Annotated in this window: 17 protein-coding genes; 7 read left to right on the forward strand and 10 right to left on the reverse strand. The window is 60.3% G+C overall.

Features of this window, described 5'->3' with window-relative positions; genetic code table 11:
- Nucleotides 1-61: 61 nt before the first annotated feature.
- Together BLW11_RS09680 and pobA are read right to left on the reverse strand one after the other, a co-directional pair.
- A complete protein-coding gene (locus BLW11_RS09680; protein WP_048358921.1) occupies nucleotides 62-1579 on the reverse strand; it encodes an MDR family MFS transporter in 1518 nt (505 codons plus the stop codon).
- A gap of 59 nt (nucleotides 1580-1638) precedes the next feature.
- Nucleotides 1639-2823 carry a 4-hydroxybenzoate 3-monooxygenase gene (gene pobA / locus BLW11_RS09685; protein WP_048358920.1) on the reverse strand — a complete coding sequence of 395 codons (1185 nt, stop codon included), beginning with the start codon at nucleotides 2821-2823 and terminating at the stop codon, nucleotides 1639-1641.
- 173 nt (nucleotides 2824-2996) lie between these two features.
- On the opposite strand from pobA, the gene BLW11_RS09690 reads away from it, so the two are divergent.
- The gene (locus tag BLW11_RS09690; RefSeq protein ID WP_048358919.1) at nucleotides 2997-3878 is read left to right on the forward strand and encodes a helix-turn-helix domain-containing protein; all 882 of its coding nucleotides are present in this window, start codon (nucleotides 2997-2999) and stop codon (nucleotides 3876-3878) included.
- Nucleotides 3879-4249: 371 nt separating this feature from the next.
- Here BLW11_RS09690 and BLW11_RS09695 read toward each other — a convergent pair whose 3' ends face one another.
- A complete protein-coding gene (locus BLW11_RS09695; RefSeq protein ID WP_048358918.1) occupies nucleotides 4250-5155 on the reverse strand; it encodes a LysR family transcriptional regulator in 906 nt (301 codons plus the stop codon).
- Between the two features lie 113 nt (nucleotides 5156-5268).
- On the opposite strand from BLW11_RS09695, the gene BLW11_RS09700 reads away from it, so the two are divergent.
- Both BLW11_RS09700 and BLW11_RS09705 read left to right on the forward strand, forming a co-directional pair.
- The gene (locus BLW11_RS09700) at nucleotides 5269-6153 is read left to right on the forward strand and encodes an MBL fold metallo-hydrolase (RefSeq protein WP_048358917.1); all 885 of its coding nucleotides are present in this window, start codon (nucleotides 5269-5271) and stop codon (nucleotides 6151-6153) included.
- 36 nt (nucleotides 6154-6189) lie between these two features.
- Entirely contained in the window at nucleotides 6190-6804 is a 615-nt protein-coding gene (locus BLW11_RS09705) for an NAD(P)-dependent oxidoreductase (protein WP_048358916.1), read from the forward strand.
- Between the two features lie 43 nt (nucleotides 6805-6847).
- On the opposite strand, the gene BLW11_RS09710 is transcribed toward BLW11_RS09705, so the two are convergent.
- On the reverse strand, nucleotides 6848-7726 hold the full coding sequence (locus tag BLW11_RS09710; RefSeq protein WP_048358915.1) for a LysR substrate-binding domain-containing protein: 879 nt from the start codon (nucleotides 7724-7726) through the stop codon (nucleotides 6848-6850).
- Nucleotides 7727-7838: 112 nt separating this feature from the next.
- On the opposite strand from BLW11_RS09710, the gene BLW11_RS09715 reads away from it, so the two are divergent.
- Nucleotides 7839-9470 carry a 5-guanidino-2-oxopentanoate decarboxylase gene (locus BLW11_RS09715; protein ID WP_048358914.1) on the forward strand — a complete coding sequence of 544 codons (1632 nt, stop codon included), beginning with the start codon at nucleotides 7839-7841 and terminating at the stop codon, nucleotides 9468-9470.
- Here the strand turns inward: BLW11_RS09715 and BLW11_RS09720 are convergent.
- A complete protein-coding gene (locus tag BLW11_RS09720) occupies nucleotides 9465-10394 on the reverse strand; it encodes an AraC family transcriptional regulator (protein WP_048358913.1) in 930 nt (309 codons plus the stop codon). The two genes, BLW11_RS09715 and BLW11_RS09720, sit on opposite strands and share 6 nt — an antisense overlap.
- A gap of 320 nt (nucleotides 10395-10714) precedes the next feature.
- Here BLW11_RS09720 and BLW11_RS09725 point away from each other — a divergent pair, with 320 nt between their 5' ends.
- A complete protein-coding gene (locus BLW11_RS09725) occupies nucleotides 10715-11029 on the forward strand; it encodes a putative quinol monooxygenase (protein ID WP_048358912.1) in 315 nt (104 codons plus the stop codon).
- Between the two features lie 34 nt (nucleotides 11030-11063).
- Entirely contained in the window at nucleotides 11064-11297 is a 234-nt protein-coding gene (locus BLW11_RS09730; protein ID WP_048359518.1) for a hypothetical protein, read from the forward strand.
- A 4-nt stretch (nucleotides 11298-11301) separates the two neighbouring features.
- Here BLW11_RS09730 and BLW11_RS09735 read toward each other — a convergent pair whose 3' ends face one another.
- Both BLW11_RS09735 and BLW11_RS09740 read right to left on the reverse strand, forming a co-directional pair.
- Entirely contained in the window at nucleotides 11302-11922 is a 621-nt protein-coding gene (locus BLW11_RS09735; protein WP_048358911.1) for a flavin reductase family protein, read from the reverse strand.
- Nucleotides 11923-12113: 191 nt separating this feature from the next.
- On the reverse strand, nucleotides 12114-12410 hold the full coding sequence (locus BLW11_RS09740; protein ID WP_048358910.1) for a hypothetical protein: 297 nt from the start codon (nucleotides 12408-12410) through the stop codon (nucleotides 12114-12116).
- 381 nt (nucleotides 12411-12791) lie between these two features.
- Between BLW11_RS09740 and BLW11_RS09750 the strand changes: the two genes are divergently transcribed.
- Complete coding sequence (locus BLW11_RS09750; RefSeq protein WP_048358909.1) at nucleotides 12792-13547, forward strand: COG4705 family protein; 756 nt, start codon at nucleotides 12792-12794, stop codon at nucleotides 13545-13547.
- 53 nt (nucleotides 13548-13600) lie between these two features.
- Here BLW11_RS09750 and BLW11_RS09755 read toward each other — a convergent pair whose 3' ends face one another.
- The 3 genes from BLW11_RS09755 to BLW11_RS09765 form a co-directional block, all read right to left on the reverse strand.
- Nucleotides 13601-14923: an MFS transporter gene (locus tag BLW11_RS09755; RefSeq protein ID WP_048358908.1), complete on the reverse strand. Its 1323-nt coding sequence runs from the start codon at nucleotides 14921-14923 to the stop codon at nucleotides 13601-13603.
- Between the two features lie 233 nt (nucleotides 14924-15156).
- Nucleotides 15157-16491 (reverse strand): sigma-54-dependent transcriptional regulator, encoded by a 1335-nt coding sequence (locus BLW11_RS09760; protein WP_048358907.1) that lies wholly within the window; start codon nucleotides 16489-16491, stop codon nucleotides 15157-15159.
- Between the two features lie 3 nt (nucleotides 16492-16494).
- Nucleotides 16495-18249, reverse strand: a complete 1755-nt coding sequence (locus tag BLW11_RS09765; protein ID WP_048358906.1) for a sensor histidine kinase — start codon at nucleotides 18247-18249, stop codon at nucleotides 16495-16497.
- Between the last annotated feature and the right edge of the window lie 85 nt (nucleotides 18250-18334).

The following is an 18334-nucleotide window of genomic DNA, read 5'->3' on the forward strand; positions in this document are numbered from 1 at the left end:
CTGTTTTACCCCCACCCCGGCCCTCCAGGAGAGAGCCAGGGTGAGGGGCTTTAACTTTTGGCTACAGCGCCTTGTCTTCACGCCCGCGCAGTACCTGATTGGGCATCGCCAGCGCCGCAGCCAGCCCCAGCAGTGAAACCGCTGCGCTGATGGTCAGCAGGTGGCGGAAGGTCAGCAGCAGCTCTGCACGCAGGTCATCCAGTGCCGGGCCTTGCACGGCGTTCAACCCGTCCAGCAGCACATTGCCCGAGCTGCCTTCCCCCAGCAGTGGCTGACCGCCAGCAGGCGCGAGCAATGAGTCATGCAGCAACGCCAGCAGCAGGGCCGACATCAAGGCTACCCCCATCGCACCGCCTAGCGCGCGGAACAGATTGGTGGTGCTGGTCGCCACGCCAATGTCGTGCTGGTGCACCGAGTTCTGCGCCCCCACCAGCGAAGTCGGAAATTGCATGCCGCCAGCGATCCCGCTGAAAAGCATGAACACGCCACTCAACAACTCGGCGCTCGGCGGGCTGAAAGCCATCCCGAGGATGGACAGAGGCATCAGCACCGCACCGCTTAAAATCATCGGTTTGTAGCGCCCGGTTACCGAGGTCATGCGCCCGGCAAAATAGGCCCCCATCGGCAAGCCTATGGCCAGGGGCAGCAGGTGCAGGGCTGCGCTGTCGGCACCCGCGCCGGTGATGCTCTGATACCGCAGCGGCATCAGCACAATCAGGGAAATGGCCTGGAAACTGGTGAAAAACACCGTGCACCAGCACAGCACTGCATTGCGATTGGCAAATAGGTGCATGGGCAACAAGGGCTCTGTCGTGCGGCGTTCGTGCCACACAAACAGCCCCAGCGCGATCAGCGCAACGGCCAGAAACCCGGCGACCTGATCATCGCGCCAGCTGTGCCCCTGGCCGATAAACGTGATGCTCAGCAACAGTGACGTCAGGCCTACGATCATCAGCATCGTGCCCAGGTAGTCAATAATCGGTTTTCGTTGCGGGACAGGCAACCCGACCAGCGTGCGATGGGAGATCCACAAGGCCGCCAGCCCCAGCGGCAAATTGATTAAAAATACCCAGCGCCATGACAGATACTCGGTCATATAGCCGCCCAGCACGGGTCCGGCGACGCTGGCCAGCGCATACATGCTGCTGAAATAACCCTGATAGCGTCCGCGTTCGCGAGGCGGCACGATATCGCCAATGATCGCCTGGCTTACCGAGATCATCCCGCCAGCACCAATCCCCTGAATGATCCGCGCCAGTACCAGCTGCTCCATGTTCTGCGCGAGCCCGCAAAACAGCGAGGCCAGGGTAAAGAGCCCCATGCCAAACAGCATCAGGCGTCTGCGCCCATACAAGTCGCCGAGTTTGCCGTAGATCGGCACGGCCACGGTCATGGCCACCATATAGCCCGAGATCACCCACGCGAGTTGGCTGACATCCTTGAATTGGGCGGAAATGGCAGGCATGGAGACGGCGACGATGGTTTGATCCAGCGCCCCCAGAAAAATCGCCAGCATCAGGGCGATCAGAATGCTGCGAATGGCGGGCTTGGTCTGGGACGGCTGATTCAGGCTGGTCACGAAAACACCTTTGGGCGGCAAACCTGTGGCGGAATGCCGCTAGTCTACTCGATAGCCTGCTATTCGATAGCCTCATAAGGGAGGCCGACGTAGTTTTCCGCAATGGTGGTACGGCCCGCTTCGGAGCCGACGAAATACGCCAGTTCGCTGTCGGCAATGCGCTGGCTGAAGCCGTCGCTGTCGGGGAAACGGTGCAGCATCGAGGTCATCCACCATGAGAACCGCTCAGCCTTCCAGATGCGCCGCAGGCAGATCTCGGAATAGCGTTCCAGCAGCTCTGTGCGGCCTTCGGCATAGACCTTGAGCAAAATATTGAACAGCGTGCTGACATCGCTGGCCGCCAGGTTCAAGCCCTTGGCCCCGGTGGGCGGCACGATGTGCGCGGCATCGCCCACCAGAAACATTCGCCCGTACTGCATTGGCTCGACCACAAAACTGCGCAGCGGGGCGATGCTTTTTTCGATGGAGGGCCCTGTTACCAGGCGTTCTGTCAGCGCCCTGGGCAGGCGGGCTTTCAGTTCGTCCCAAAAACGTTGATCAGACCAGTCCTCAACCTTTTCCCCGGCCGGAACTTGCAGGTAGTAACGGCTGCGGGTGGCCGAGCGCTGACTGCACAGGGCAAAGCCGCGTTCGTGTCTGGCATACACCAGTTCGTCGTTGACCGGCGGGGTGTCAGCCAGCACTCCGAGCCAGCCGAAGGGGTACACACGCTCGAACACTTTCAGCACATCGCCCGGAATCGATTGACGCGCCACGCCATGAAAACCGTCACAGCCCGCAATGTAATCGCAGTCCAGGCGCCAGCTTTCGCCGTCCTTGTCGAACGTTACGTAAGGCGCATCGGTTTTCATCCCGTGGGGCTGGACGTTTCTGGCGCTGTACAGGGTTTGTGCCCCGACGGCCTCGCGTGCGGCCATCAGGTCGCGGGTGACTTCGGTCTGGCCGTAGACCATCACGGTTTTGCCGCCGGTCAGGCCCTTGAGGTCGATATGCACCTGGCGGTCATCCAGCGCCAGTTCAAAGCCATCGTGAACCAGCCCTTCGGCGTCCATGCGCTGGCTGACCCCAGCCTGGCGCAACAGGTCGACCATGCCTTGCTCCAGCACCCCGGCGCGAATCCGGCCGAGTACGTAATCGCCGGTCTGGCGTTCGATGATGATGTTATCGATACCGGCGTTGTGCAGCAGTTGGCCCAGCAGCAAGCCGGAAGGGCCGGCGCCGATAATAGCGACTTGAGTTCTCATTATTGTTCTCTCGCGCAGCCTCGGCCCTGTGGGACGAGATGATTCTTATAAGTTTGTGCCTGTATTTTTCGCTTGCGAGAGAGGCAATAGAAGGTGATAACGGCGTCATTACCGGTACTTTTCGCTAATCGGTGCGATTATCGGCCTTTGGTGAAACTTAAGGTTCAGCCTCGATGAATCCTTCAATCCCGGTGTTCAAGCTTTACGGCGAGCAGCAAGACTGGCTCAGCCCCGATCTGCTGCACTGTGAAACCATTTCGCTACGCAGCCGTGTCCACGATTGGGAGATTCGCCCCCACCGGCATGCTGACTTGTGCCAGTTACTCTACGTCCACAAGGGGCGGGCGCAGGTTGAAGTCGAAGGCCAGTGCCATGTCCTGGAGCAATCGGCGATTCAGGTGATCCCGCCGTTGTCCGTGCACGGGTTTCAGTTTTCGCCGAACGTTGAAGGGTTTGTGCTGACATTGGCGGCGCCGCTGGTCGCCCAGCTGCAAGCACGGTTGGGCGGGTCAATCAGCTTGCTGCAACGGGTCGCCAGTTACCCGGCGGGCAAGGATCGCGATTACCTGAACAACCTCTTCAGTGAGCTGCAACGTGAATACGTCAGCGCGCAGCCCGCCCGGGACATGTTGTTGCAATCGTTGATCAGCGTGCTGCTGGTGTGGGTCGCGCGTCAGGTCATTCAGCAGCGTGAGGCGCAGCAGCTGCCGCAGCGCGGGCGCGAGTACCTGAGCCTGTTCAATCAGCGTGTCGAGCAGCGCTTTTGTGAGCAACCCGGTGTTGAGCAGTTGGCGCATGAGGTGGGGATTTCAGTGGCGCACTTGAACAGCATCTGCCGCGAACTGGCGGGGCAGTCGGCGCTGCAGATCATCCATCAACGGCTGATACTGGAGGCCAAGCGACATTTGATCTACACGCCCATGACCATCAGCGAAGTGGCGGACAGTCTGGGCTTTGCCGACCCGGCATATTTTGCGCGGTTTTTTCGGCGCCTGAGCGGGACGTCGCCCAGTGCGTTTCGAAAAGGGCGGACTGACAGTGTCAGCCCGACCTGATGCCCCAGGGTCTGTTGACGTTTGGTTGTGAGCCGCGTCGTCAACAGACCCTAGGGCGTCCTTATCTCAAAGCGCTAAACATGGCATTGCAATGCCCGCCATCACAACTGGCGGTAAATCCGGCTGCTTGCCGGGTTTGCTCGGCTCTGTAGCAAGCCCCCGCAAACAGGACAGCGGCAGCAAAAATGATAAACACGGTCATGCATCTTGTTTTTGTTTTGGTGGTCACGGTGTTTACTCCCTTGACGTCATAGCTTTGAGGCTAGTTCAGACCCAGGTTGTTGCACTGCCAGTTGTACGAGCGGTCACTCGGCTATTCATCCTCTAAATGGACTACACCCACAAAATAATTGCCTGTTCCTCGGCAGTGACTACAGGTTTCTATCCCACGCGGGCTCATCGGTAAAACGTGCGGCGAGAAAGTCGAGCATGCTGCGCAACGTTGCGGGCATGTGCTTGCGTGAGGCGTACACCGCGTAAATGTTCATCACGCGAGGCTCTGCTTCGGGCAGCAGGCGCACCAGTTCGCCACGGTGCACATACACCCCGGCCTGATAGCTGGGCAGCAGTGAAATCCCTGCGCCAGACAGGGTGGCGCTCAGTAACGTGCTGGCTTCGTTGGCGCTGATATTGCCCTGTACCGGGACCGACAGCTCTTCATCGTGTTGGGTGAAGTGCCACAGGCTCTTGCCGTAATAGGAGTGGGTCAGGCAGTTGTGCTGGCTCAGGTCGTCGACCTGCCGTGGCGCCGGATGTTCACGCAGGTACGCCGGGGACGCGCAAAGCACTGAACGACAGACGGTCAGCTTGCGGGCGATCAGGCTCGGGTCCAGATCATTGCTGGTACGAATGGCCAGGTCGATGCGTTCGTCCACCAGGTTCACCGTGCGGTCGAGCATTTGCATATCGATGCTGACCTGGGGGTAGAGCCTGACGTAGTCGGTGACCGCTGCGGCCAATTGCGCCTGCCCGAAGGAGGTACTGACGCTGATGCGCAGCAGCCCGCGTGGCGCATCACTGGGCACATCCACGGCGGCCTGCATGTCGTCAGCCAGTTCCAGCAGTTGCCGGCAGCGGGGCAGGGTTTCGTTGCCCGCCGCGGTCAGGCTCAGCTTGCGCGTGGTGCGGTGCATCAAGCGTGCGCCCACCCACTCTTCAAGCTCCGCCAGATAGCGCGACACCACAGGGCGCGACAGGTCCAGGTGGTCGGCTGCTGCGGACTGGCTGCCGAGGTCGACGACGGTGACGAACACCCGCATTGCAATAAGACGATCCATGATCTGCCCGATATCTGAAACAAACTATGTTCAAGCATCGCATTTTTAGTTGGGGATCGTGCAACTAAGCTCTGTTCATTGCCGACTCTGGCCACTGACTCAGGAACCTCCCCATGACTGGATTTTCGACCCTTCGCCGTTTCGTCCTCAGCGCAGTCGTGCTGGGTTTTGCAGCGCATGCCGCTGCCGCCCCGGCGCCTTTGACCCTGGACGTTTACAACCCTGGAGAGGCGGCGATATTTCCCGTGTCTTCGGTGCTGGTCAGTGGTGACAAGGACGCCATTCTGGTCGACGCCCAGTTCGGCAAGGCCCAGGCACAGCAGGTGGTCGACAAGATTCGCGCCAGCGGCAAACACCTCACCACGATCTACATCAGCCACGGTGACCCGGACTACTACTTTGGCCTTGAAACCCTGACCCAGGCATTCCCCGACGCGAAGGTCGTGGCCTCGGCGCCTACGGTTGCACATATCAACGAAACCAAAGACGCCAAGCTGGCGTTCTGGGGGCCGAAAATGGGTGCCGATGTACCGGGCAAAGTGATTGTGCCGCAGGTCCTGAAGGGCAATACCCTGGACCTTGAAGGGCGTGAACTGGATGTGGTCGGCCTCACCGGGCGCCAGCCGGATCGCACGTTTGTATGGATCCCGTCGCTTAAAGCCGTGGTCGGTGGCGTAGTGGTGGCTGACAACCTGCACGTATGGATGGCCGATACCCAGACGCCACAGTCCCACAAGCAATGGCTGGCCACCCTCAAGCGCATCGACAGCCTGCAACCGAAAATCGTGGTGCCGGGCCATTACCTGGGCCAGAGCGACCATTCGTTGAAAGCCGTGTATTTCACCCGCGATTACATCAAGGCGTTTGACGAAGAAACCGTCAAGGCCAAGGACTCGGGCGAGCTGATCGCCGCGATGAAAAAGCGTTACCCGCAGCTGGGCGAAGAGTCTTCGCTGGAGCTCAGCGCCAAGGTGGCCAAGGGCGAGATGAAGTGGTGATGTAAAGCCGGGCAATCAATTCAACAGGAGAGTGTCATGAGCAAAATTGCAATTATCGGGGCTACCGGTCGTGCCGGCAGCCAACTGCTGGAAGAAGCACTGCGCCGTGGTCACAGCGTCACCGCCATTGCCCGCCATGCCTCCAAACTGGGCGAGCGTGCCGGGGTGGTGACCAGGGATGTGGACATCAACGACGCCCAGGCACTGCAAGACGCCGTCGCCGGGCATGACGTGGTGCTCAGCGCGGCGCATTTCTCGACGCTGCCTGCTTCGGCCATCATCGAACCGGTGAAAAAAGCCGGGGTCAAGCGCCTGTTGTTCGTGGGCGGTGCGGGTTCGCTGCTGTTGCCGGGCGACACCAAGGTCATCGACAGCCCGGGTTTCCCCGACGAGTACAGGCCGGAGGCCACGGCGGGTGGCGTCTATCTCGACACCTTGCGCGCTGAAAACGACCTGGACTGGAGCTTCCTGTCACCCTCGGCCGAGTTTGTGGAAGGCGAGCGCACGGGCAAGTTCCGCCTGGGTACTGACCATCTGTTGATCAACACAGAGGGCAAAAGCTGGATCAGCTTCGCCGACTTCGCCATTGCCATGCTCGATGAAGTCGAACAGCCCAAGCATTCCCGTCAGCGGTTTACTGTGGGGTATTAGTTGAGCCTCACCTGAAGACAGTGGGAGCCAGCTCCCACTGTTGTTAATGCTCAGTCTGTTGCACCAACCACCCCATCAACTCACGCAACGGCGCTGACAGCTCGCTGCGCGGCGAGCACACCAGGTAATACGCCGCGCCGGTGCGCACTTTGAAATCAAAAGGCATGGCCAGTCGGCCGGCCTTCAGATCGTCGCCAATCAGGGACCAATCGCCAATCGCCACGCCGCTGCCCTGAGCCGCTATGGTCATGGCCAGGTCCAGGGTGTCGAAGTACTGATTCTGGCGGATGCTCGACAGATCGCCCCCTACCGCATTGAGCCAGTTGGTCCAGTCCCGTTGATCCCGGCTGGGGTGCAGCAGGGTGTGCTGCGCGAGGTCGTTCAGATGGTTGAGGGCGTTGCTGCCGTCCAGCAAGTGCGGGGCGCAGACCGGGGTCAGTTGTTCGTCGAACAGGTGCTGACCTGCACGTTTTGACCCCGGCTGCGGGCTGTAGACCACGGCCGCATCGAACGCCTCACGACGAAAATCCACACCATGCTCCACGCTGCTGGTCAGCTCCACCGGCACGTCCGGGCGTAGCTTTTGCCAGTGCTGCAACTTGGGCAGCAGCCAGCGCAGCATGCAGGTGGGGGCTTTGATTTGCAGCGGGGTACGCCGGATGCTGGCGTGCTCGACAGCCTCGCCGATCAGGTCGAACACCTGCTCGATACGCGGGTACAGCGCCGCGCCTTGTTCGGTCAGGCTCAGGCCGCGGGCCTGGCGATGGAACAGGGCATACCCCAGGTGCTCCTCAAGCCCGGCAATTTGTCGGCTCACCGCCCCCTGAGTGATGTGCAACTGCTCACCGGCACGGGTGAAGTTGCAACATTGGGCCGTGATCAAAAAAGTATGCAGCGCGGGGAGTGGCGGTAAGCGTTTCATCGGACGTCAGCCATGAGTGCAGGACATGGCTAGTATGAGCACGTTTGCGTTGTGCGCACCACATCCGGCCGCTTCAATGGTTCATCCGAGAACAAGAACAGGAGCAGAACACATGGCGACGTGCGGCGAAGTATTGGTCAAGTTGCTGGAGGCGTACGGGGTTGAGCAGGTGTTTGGCATCCCGGGCGTGCACACCGTTGAGCTGTATCGCGGGCTGGCAGGATCGAAGATCAACCACATCACCCCGCGCCATGAGCAGGGTGCAGGCTTTATGGCCGATGGCTATGCCCGTACCAGCGGCAAGCCGGGGGTGTGTTTCATCATCACCGGGCCGGGCATGACCAATATCACCACGGCCATGGGCCAGGCCTATGGGGACTCGATCCCGATGCTGGTGATCTCCAGCGTCCAGTCCCGCAGCCAGCTGGGCGGCGGTCGTGGCAAGTTGCATGAGTTGCCGAATCAGGGGGCGCTGGTGGCAGGCGTCGCGGCGTTTTCCCATACGCTGATGTCGGCCGCCGAATTGCCGGGCGTGCTGGCGCGGGCGTTTGCGCTGTTTCAGGCAGGGCGGCCACGGCCGGTGCACATCGAAATCCCGTTGGACGTGCTGGTGGAAAACGCCGATGCGCTGCTCGCCAGCCAACCGGTCAGCATCACCCGCCCTGGTGCTGCGCCTGCGGCCATCGAACAGATGACCCGGCAACTGGCCCTGGCCAGGCGCCCGTTGATTCTGGCCGGCGGTGGCGCCATTGATGCGGCGCCTGCGCTATTGCAACTGGCTGAGCGACTGGGGGCACCGGTGGCCCTGACCATCAACGCCAAGGGCATGCTGCCCGCGAGCCATCCGTTGCTCATGGGCTCCACCCAGTCGCTTGTCGCGACGCGGGCGCTGGTGGCCGAGGCTGACGTGGTACTGGCGATTGGCACTGAGCTGGCCGAAACCGATTACGACGTTACCTTTGCGGGCGGTTTCGAGATTCCCGGTGCCTTGCTGCGGATCGACATTGACCCTGACCAGACCGTGCGCAACTACCCGCCAACCCTGGCGCTGGTGGCCGACGCCCGATTGGCCGCCGAGGCCTTGCTGGCGAACCTTCCGGCCCTGGAGCCCCGGGGCGCCGACTGGGGCGCGGCGCGGGTCAGCCGCCTGTGCGCGCAACTGGCCAGCGAACGGGATGAGCCAACCCGGGCACAAACCCGTTTCTTGCAGACCCTGTTCGATGTGCTGCCGGATGCCGTGTGTGTGGGCGATTCGACCCAGCCGGTGTACACCGGCAACCTCACTTTCAACCCCGAGCAGCCGCGCCGCTGGTTTAACTCATCGACCGGCTACGGCACCCTGGGCTATGCCTTGCCGGCGGCGGTCGGGGCCTGGCTGGGGCGTCGTGCCGACGGCCAGCCGGGTGGCCCGGTGCTATGCCTGATCGGTGATGGTGGTTTGCAATTTACCCTGGCCGAACTGGCCAGCGCGGTTGAAGCGCGCACGCCGATCATCGTGTTGCTGTGGAACAATCAGGGGTACGGCGAAATCAAAAAATACATGCTCAATCGCGCCATCGAGCCGGTGGGGGTCGACATCTACACCCCGGACTTTATCGGCGTGGCCAGGGCCTTGGGCTGTACCGCGCTGGCGGTTGAAGGCGAGGCGCAATTGCGCGCCGCACTGGCCAGTGCGGCCGACCGTCAGGGGCCAACCGTGATTGAAATCGATGAGTTGCACTGGCAGCAATCGATCGCGCTATAGGCTCATGCGCAGGCGCGCCAGATCCCGCACCGGTGGCGCGCCAAACTGGCGGCTGTACTCGCGGCTGAATTGCGACGGGCTTTCATAGCCCACCCGATAACCGGCGGCCGAGGCATCCAGCCCTTCGCTGATCATCAACCGTCGCGCTTCGTTGAGCCGCAGCTGCTTTTGGTACTGCAGCGGGCTCATGGCGGTCATCGCCTTGAACCTGTGGTGCAAGGTCGACACGCTGAGATTGGCCTCCCGCGCCAGGCTGTCGATGCGCAGCGGTTGCTCAAAGTTGCCGTTAAGCCATGAAATTGCACGGCTGACACGGTGGGTTTGACTGTTCTCGCTGGCGATTTCATACAGCCGGTAACCTTGAGGGCTGCGCAACAGGCGGTACAAAATCTCGCGCCGAATCAGGGGGGCAAGCATGGCGATGTCTTTCGGGGTGTCGAGCAAGCGGGTCAGGCGCAGCAACGCATCGAGCATCGGCTGGTCAATGGGTTCCACGTACAGCCCTCGGCCTGCAGGGCGCGAGGGTACGCCCATGGGGCCGGCATCGCTGATCAACGTGGTGATTTCCACCGGATCAATATCCAGGCGCAAGGCCAGCACCGGGCGCTCGGGGGAGATTTCCAGCACTCGGCCACTGATCGGCATCGACACTGAAACCACCAGATAGTTGAGGGGGTCGTAGGCGAAGTACTCATCGGCCAACCGCACCTCTTTGCGCCCTTGGGCCATGATGCACAGCGCGGGCTTGGGCAAGCTTGGGGAGAAATCGCTGGGCTGGCTGTAGCGCGATACAAACAACGCCTCGACGCCGGTGGTGAAGGTACCGTCTGTGCGGGCGTGGCGGTAAATCAGATCAGCCAGCTCAACACGCTGCTTTTCAAGCGCGGGGTCGAGTACGGGGGGCGATGGCTCCAGCAATGACATGCGGCACATCCTCAGTAAAGTCGTGGAATAGGCACAGCTTAAGTTTGTGCAAGGCCAAGGGGTAGCCAATTTCTGCTGCACACTTGCCTGATCCTGTCAGAGGTAGCGCTCAAGTATCTGTCGAACCCGTTGCAGGCGCCGATGATTGCTCGAAACCCGGATGGCCGGGAAGGGGGCTGAGTTGTGCATTGGCGGTGTGAGAAAGCGAGGTTTTGCAGAATCGTGCAATCCAGGGGCAGGAATCGACTAACGGCATGGCCATCTGCTCCGTAAGATTTGAACCTCACCCCCCAACACCACTTTCCTTTGTGGAGGCCACCATGCCCCAGCCCCATGCCGTCAGTCACATGACCCTGGTTCGCGCCCGTGCCGGATGTTCGGCCCAGGTTGAGGCGTGCCTGAGCCAACTGATCGAACCGACGCTGCTGACGCCCGGCTGCCTGCATTTTGCCTTGCAGCATTCCCACAGTGATCCGCTGCTGTGGCATGTAGCAGGCTATTGGCAGGACGAACCCTCGATGCAAGCGTATTTCAACTCATCGGTGATGGACGTCTACAGCCTGCTGGTTCACCAGCAAGTGGTGGATAGCCTCGATTTTCAGACCTTCAGCGATGCAACGGGATTGAACAGGTAGAATGCCGGTTTTTCCATTGGCCGGGAGTTGCAGCATGGCACGTAAAGAATTTGCACAGTTTGAAGCGGTATCGGCGGTTGTTCCGGTAGAACCCGGTGTTTATCACGCGGCGATTGCGGTCAAAGCCTTGTACGAAGGTGGGGCGCCACGCTTTCACAAAGTGCTGATCGAGCAAACCTTCAAAACAGCGACCGCTGCCGATGCTGCCGCTGCGCAGCAACTTGAGGCCCTGCAAGGCGTCACCGAAGACGCCGAACTGGTCTGGTAAGTCGTTATCGCGGGCGGTGCATCTTGAATAGCGCCTCGGGGCCTAACTGGAAGTAATCCGCGGGGCCGCCGCCGCGCAAAATTGGCTCGGCGGCTGCAGTGTCGTAAATCCCGTCTTTGAGCAGATGCCTGGCGATATGCACCGCCACCACCTCGCCCAGAATCAGCCAGCTTGGCACCAACTCTTTATTGGCTCGTTGCAGCTGAATAATCTGCGTGACCTTGCACTCAAACGACACGGGCGTTTCGGCAACCCGTGGCACGCTAATCACCCGTGAAGGTGCGGTCGTCAACCCGGCCAACTCGAACTCATTCACGTCAGGCCCGACCATGGCGCAGCTTTGGTTCATCGCCTCGGCCAAAGGGCGCGTGGCCAGGTTCCACACGAATTCGCCGGTTTGCTCGATGTTATTGAGGCTGTCTTTGCGGCCCACACTGCAAAACCCGATGATCGGCGGGATGTAGTTGAACGCATTGAAAAAGCTGTACGGCGCAAGGTTCAGCCGGCCTTGGGCATCCTGAGACGAAATCCAGCCAATCGGACGTGGGCCCACGATGGCGTTGAACGGGTCATGGGGCAGGCCGTGGCCTTGGGAAGGTTCATAGAAATGAATATCGTCATGCATGGCAAGAGTCCGCAAACGGCTGGGGGAGAGGGGGGCATATAGTGCAAGGCATTTGCGCGAATGACAAAATTTTGCGCAACCTCGCTTGCGGTCGCTGCGGAGGTAGGCTCGTCAGCGTCTACAGAGGCTTTTTGCTCCCCCCAAAAACGACTAAGCCCGGCCGAGGCCGGGCTGGATGCCTGCTTCAGCTGTTAGCTGAAACGGGCGCCGTGAGTGCGATCGAAACCATCAGCGGCAAAGGTGTCCGATTTAGTGCGGCTGAAACCGTCTTCGGCAAAGGTGGCTGAGCCGGTTTTGTCGTAGCCGTCTTCTGCAAACGTGGCGGAACCCGTGCGGTCGAAACCGTCAGCGGCAACGGCAGCAGAACCGGTGCGGCTGTAGCCGTCTTCAGCAAAGCTCGCAGAGTGAGTGCGATCGTAGCCATCGTCTGCAAAGGCGTTGAAGGCCAGGACGGAGAGGGCGGCGGCGAGGATAAATTTGGTTTTCATGGTGATGCTCCTTGTTGCGTGTTTGGGGGTGTGGTGTGTCTATGGGTTTAAGACTACTCCGATAAATTTGATTAAAAAGCGCAAAAATTAGACCTAAATAATCAATTTATTCGATGTGTGTGGCCGAGCAAAAACAGACTTCACACACTGTCCTGCATCCTGTCCGGGTGCTGACCGGGTCAGCCATCCATAGAGGTCTTGTTGAGATTGATAGTGGGCTAACAGAATTAACTGACTATTAATTAGAGATAATCTTCTTTGCAGACACGCTTTTCATTTCGCCGTTACCTATTTTTCACCCTGTGAGCACCAGTCTTGCGCCGGCAAAAAAGCCGAGACCCAAAGCGGCTTTGCACCCTTGAGTACTGGAGCCCGGACCGAATGAACAAACTTCCTCAGATCACCCTTGCGTTTTGGGTGATGAAAATCTGCGCCACAACTTTGGGCGAGACCGCAGGCGATCTGCTGTCGATGACCCTCAATGTGGGCTATGCCGTCAGCTCCATGATCCTGATCAGCGTATTTGTCCTGACTTTGCTGACCCAGCTGTTTTCCAAAACCTACAACCCCGTGTTGTATTGGCTGGTGATCCTTTCGACCAGTACGGCAGGCACCACCATGTCGGACTTTATGGACCGCACACTGGGCCTGGGTTACGCCACGGGCTCGTTGATTCTGGTGTCGATACTGGTCGCGATCTTTGCGCTCTGGAAATGGAGCGGCGAGTCGCTGAACGTCAGCCAGGTACAGACGCCACGCGGCGAGATGTTCTACTGGATGGCGATTCTGTTTTCCAACACGCTGGGTACGGCCTTGGGTGATTACCTGGCGGATGATTCCGGGCTGGGTTTTGCAGGCGGGGCGCTGTTTATCGGGGCGACCATTGCGGTCGTGGTACTGGCGCGCTACTTCACCAAAATCTCGTCGGTGGTGTTGTTCTGGGTGGCGTTCGTGCTGACGCGCCCGTTTGGCGCAACCTTGGGCGACTTCCTCACCAAACCCCCTGAAAAGGGCGGGCTGGACTTCGGCACCATCGGTTCTTCACTGGTATTGGCGGGGATATTGGTGGCGATGATTGCCGGTGCTGCGTATCTCAAAAACAAACAAACCCGGCCAGGAGTGGCCGAGTTGTCTTGAGGCAACTGCGGACCTGTAGGCGCAGCTTTCGCCAGCGCCTGCAGGTCTGGTGTTCAGTCGGTCTCGATCCGCGAGTGCTTGCGGGTGTCTTTCATGGTGGCGTACACCGCCAGCGAGCAGGCGATACAGGCTGTCACGTACCAGTAGTAACCGGTTTCCATGCCCGCACTCTTGAACCACAGCGCGATGTATTCGGCCGTACCGCCGAAGATCGACACGGTCAGCGCGTAAGGCAAGCCCACGCCCAGTGCGCGAATTTCGGTCGGGAACAGTTCAGCTTTCACCACGGCGTTGATCGAGGTGTAACCGCTGACAATGATCAGCGCGGCCATGATCAGGAAGAACGCGCCCCACCAGGTGGTGACGGTGTGCAAGGTGGTGAGGATCGGCACGGTGAACAGGGTGCCCAGAACGCCGAAGGCGATCAGGATTGGACGACGGCCGATCTTGTCCGACAGCGCGCCTACCAGCGGCTGGATGCACATGAACAGAAACAGGGTCGCCGCCGAAATGGTGGTGGAATCCGAGATGCTCATGCCCACCGTGTTCACCAGGTATTTCTGCATGTACGTGGTGTAGGTGTAGAACGCCAGCGTACCGCCCATGGTCAGGCCTACTACGGTCATCAGCTCTTTAGGGTGGCGCATCAAGGTGCGCATGGCGCTTTCTTTAGGCTTGACCCGGGCCTTCTTGAACGACTCGGTTTCTTCCATGCCGCGACGCAGATACAGCGCAACCACGGCACACAGGGCGCCGATCACGAACGGTACGCGCCAGCCCCAGCTGTACAGCTGCTCTTCGGTCAGGGTTTGTTGCAGCACGATCAGCACGCCCAGCGCGATGAGCTGACCCGAGATCAGGGTCACGTACTGGAAGCTGGAGAAGAAGCCGCGACGCTCTTTGGTCGCCATCTCGCTCAGGTAGGTAGCCGACGTGCCGTATTCGCCACCGACTGACAAACCTTGCAGCAGACGGGCGAAGACCAGCAGGACGGGTGCCCAGACACCGATGGTTTCGTAACCGGGCGACAGCGCAATCACCAGCGAACCGAAGCACATCAACAGCACCGAGGCCATCAGTGCGGCTTTGCGGCCTTTGCGGTCAGCGTACAGCCCCATCAGCCAGCCGCCGATCGGGCGCATCAGGAAGCCTACGGCGAAGATCGCAGCGGTGTTGAGCAGTTGTGCGGTGGTGTCGCCTTTCGGGAAAAAGGCCTTGGCGAAATACAGGGAGAACGCGGCGTAAACGTACCAGTCGTACCACTCGACCATGTTGCCGACGGAACCACTGAAAATCGATTTGATACGGCTGGAAGTGGTCTTTTCTTTAGGGGCCGCAGACACGGACCCGGCAGGCAGGGTGCTGGAGTTATCCATTAAATGGATCCTTCTTTCATTGTTTTTTTATAGCGCGTCAAAACGCGAGCTTGCTGGGATATAGCAGGAGTTGTGCCAAGGCTGCAGAGCCCGGTTTTCAAGGGGGGGAGGGACGTGAGTGAGCGGGAATCCGCTGATTAGTGGTGTGGCGATGAGCGGAAATCCGCCGAATATCAGCGCTTCTTCCCCCTGACCCTCCCCGAAGGGAGAGGGCAGAGGTGAGGGCTGGCAGTTTACTCGCTGCTCAAAAACGCTTCACGCACCAGTCCGTGGCGCTGCATTTTTTCATTCAGGGTACGGCGCGGCAGTTGCAATTCGTTAAGTACCGCCTTGATGTCGCCTTTATGCCGGGTCAACGCGGCACGCAGGCATTGCGCCTCAAAGGCTTCCTGCTGCGCCACCAGCGACTGGCCAGCGTCGCAGTCTTCAACAGGCAATTCGCTCAGGCCCAGAACGTCCCGTTCGGCAGTGTTGGCCAGTTCACGCACGTTGCCCGGCCAGTCGTGGCTCAGCAACCGTGACAACTGCACCCCGCTCAACGGTTGCGCACTACGGCCCATGCGCTCAGCGGCGCTGTGGGCAAAGTACTCGTACAGCAATGGAATATCTTCGCGGCGCTCGCGCAGAGGGGCCAGGCGCAGCTCCGCCACGGTCAGGCGATACGCCAGGTCTTCGCGAAAGCGTCCGGCGCGGGCTTCTTCGAGCAAGTCGGGCTTGGTCGCGGCAATCACTCGCAAATCCACGGTAATGCTCTGATTGGAGCCCAGACGCTCCAGCTTTTGTTCCTGCAACACCCGCAGCAATTTGGCCTGCTGGGCCAGCGGCATGCTTTCGATTTCATCCAGAAACAAGGTGCCGCCATCGGCGTATTCCAGCTTGCCGATACGCTTGCCCTGGGCGCCTGTAAATGCGCCGCTTTCGTGGCCGAACAGCTCGGCCTCAAACAGTTGCTCGGGGATGGCCGCGCAGTTCAGCGCGACAAAGGGTTTGTCGGCACGGGGGCCAAAGTCATGCAGGCAGCGGGCAACCAATTCTTTACCGCTGCCGGTCTCGCCGCGGATCAACACATTGACCGGCAGCGGCGCCAGTTCCAGCACCTGGCGGCGCAAGGTCTGCAAGCTGCGCGACACGCCCAGCAGGCGGCCGTCGATCAGTTCGCGCAGATCAGCCTGTTCGTGCAAACGGCGGTTTTCCAGTACCAGTTGGCGTTTCTCCAGGGCTCGGCGCAGGCTGCTGAGCAGTGCATCGGGGCTGAAGGGTTTTTCGAGAAAATCGTAAGCACCCTCGCGCATGGCTTCTACGGCCATCGGCACATCACCGTGGCCGGTCAGCAAAATCACCGGCAAGTCCGCATCCAGTTGCTGCAAGCGGGTCAGCAAAGCAAGGCCGCCCATGCCCGGCATGCGCACATCACTGACAATCACCCCGGCAAAATGCGCGGGCAATTGACTCAGGCAGTCTTCGGCGCAGCTGAACAACTGCACCTCAAACCCGCTCAGGCTCAGCCATTGCTCCACGGCATTACGAATACTGGCCTCGTCATCGACCACGATCACCGAATTGAGCATGTTTCAAGATTCCTGTGCGATGGGCAGCGTCAGTGTGAACCGTGCTCCATCGGCATGATTGCACGCGGTCAAGCGACCGCCGATTTCGTGAACAATGGCGTAAGACACCGCCAGGCCCAGGCCCAATCCATCACCCACGGGTTTGGTGGTGAAGAAGGGATCAAACACTTTACTCAAGTTCTCCTCGCTAATCCCGCCGCCACTGTCGCTGACGCTCAAGTGCCACAGTTGCTGGTTGGCTTCGATGCGGATTTGCAGGTGCTTGCGCGGTGCGTCGCGCAAGGCATCCAGGGCGTTGCGCAGCAGGTTGATCAGTACTTGTTCCAGGCGGATCGCATCGCCGCGCACCCAGGCCGGGCGGATCAGTTGGATGCTCAGGTCGATGGCTTCTTCCTTGATCCGTGGCTCCATCAGCTCCAGGGAATGATCCACCACGCTCGCCAGATCCAGCCGCTCGCGCAAGCCGCTGGGGCTTTGCCGGGCGTAGGTCTTGAGGTGGCCGGTGAGGGCGGCCATGCGCGTCATCATCTGTTCCAGAGGCGCCAGGGCCTTATAGGCATCGTCGACACGACCGTGGTCGAGCAGCAGGCGCAAAGTCGCCAACTGCATGCGCTGGGCGGTTAACGGCTGGTTGATTTCGTGGGCCAGTGCTGCCGACATTTGCCCCAGTGCGGCGAGTTTGGCCGATTGCACCAGGCCGTCTTGCGCGGTGCGCAAATCCCGGGTACGGGCTTCGACCAGTTGCTCCAGCTCTTCGCGATTGCGCTGGCGCAAACGTGCCAGGCGCCAGCGCTGGAGCAAAAACAGGCCCAGAAACACCAGCGCCAGCCATAGGCCGATACCTGCCAGTGCGGCATTGCGCCGGTCATCGGCAGCGGTCCCGGGGCGCTGCAGCAGGTGCAGGGTCCATCCTTCGGTACTCAGTGGCAGCGAACTCCACACATAGTCGGCGGTGCCTTGCGGACCGTCGACCCGGGCCAGGTAGCTGTTGTCGTCAAAGCTGAGCAGGGTGCGAGCATTCATCAGTGTCAGCGGTTGCTTGTGGTATTGGCGGGTGTCGGAAATCGCGCTGCGGTCGCTGTCGTTCAATTCGCGCAGGTGGCGATAGCGCCAGCCGGGCTGGTTGGCAATGAACACAATGCCCCGTGCGTCGCTGACCAGCAGCGTGTCGTTGCCCAGGCTCCATTCGCGCTCAAGCTGGGGGAACTCGAGTTTGACCACCATGGCCCCGAGGAACCGGCCGTCGGCATCGAGCACGGCACTGGACAAGAAGTACCCCGGAATGCCGCTGGTCACGCCCACCGCATAAAAGCTGCCCGCGCCCTTGCTGCGGGTCTGGCTGAAGTAGGGCCGGAAACCATAGTTATGCCCCACATAACTGTTGGAGGTGTTCCAGTTACTGGCGGCGACGGCCAGCCCGGTGCTGTCGAGCAACTCCAGGGTCGAAGACTGCGCCGCACCGTTGATGCGTTCGAGTTTTCGATTGAGGGCGGCTTGCACTTCAGGGGTGACGGGGGCGCTCAGGGCGGCCACCAGTTCAGCGTCCAGCGCGAGCACGGCAGGCAAGGCACGATAGCGTTCGATCAGCGTATGCAGTGAATTGGCATACAGATTGAGCTGCTCGGGCCCGCGTTTGGCGCGCTCTTCCAGCGCATGGCGATCGGCCTGACGCATCGCCCAGCCCCCCGCAACAGCGGCCCCGGCCAAAATCAACACGCAATACAGCGCCAATCGCAGATGGCGAGAAGTCATGGCCATGTTTACAGGCTGCTCTATGAAGGACACAAACCATAGCATGGTGCCACTGGGTGCTACTGGGTGCCAATAAAGCTCATCTGATTCG

Source organism: Pseudomonas deceptionensis (assembly GCF_900106095.1).
Taxonomy (GTDB): domain Bacteria; phylum Pseudomonadota; class Gammaproteobacteria; order Pseudomonadales; family Pseudomonadaceae; genus Aquipseudomonas; species Aquipseudomonas deceptionensis.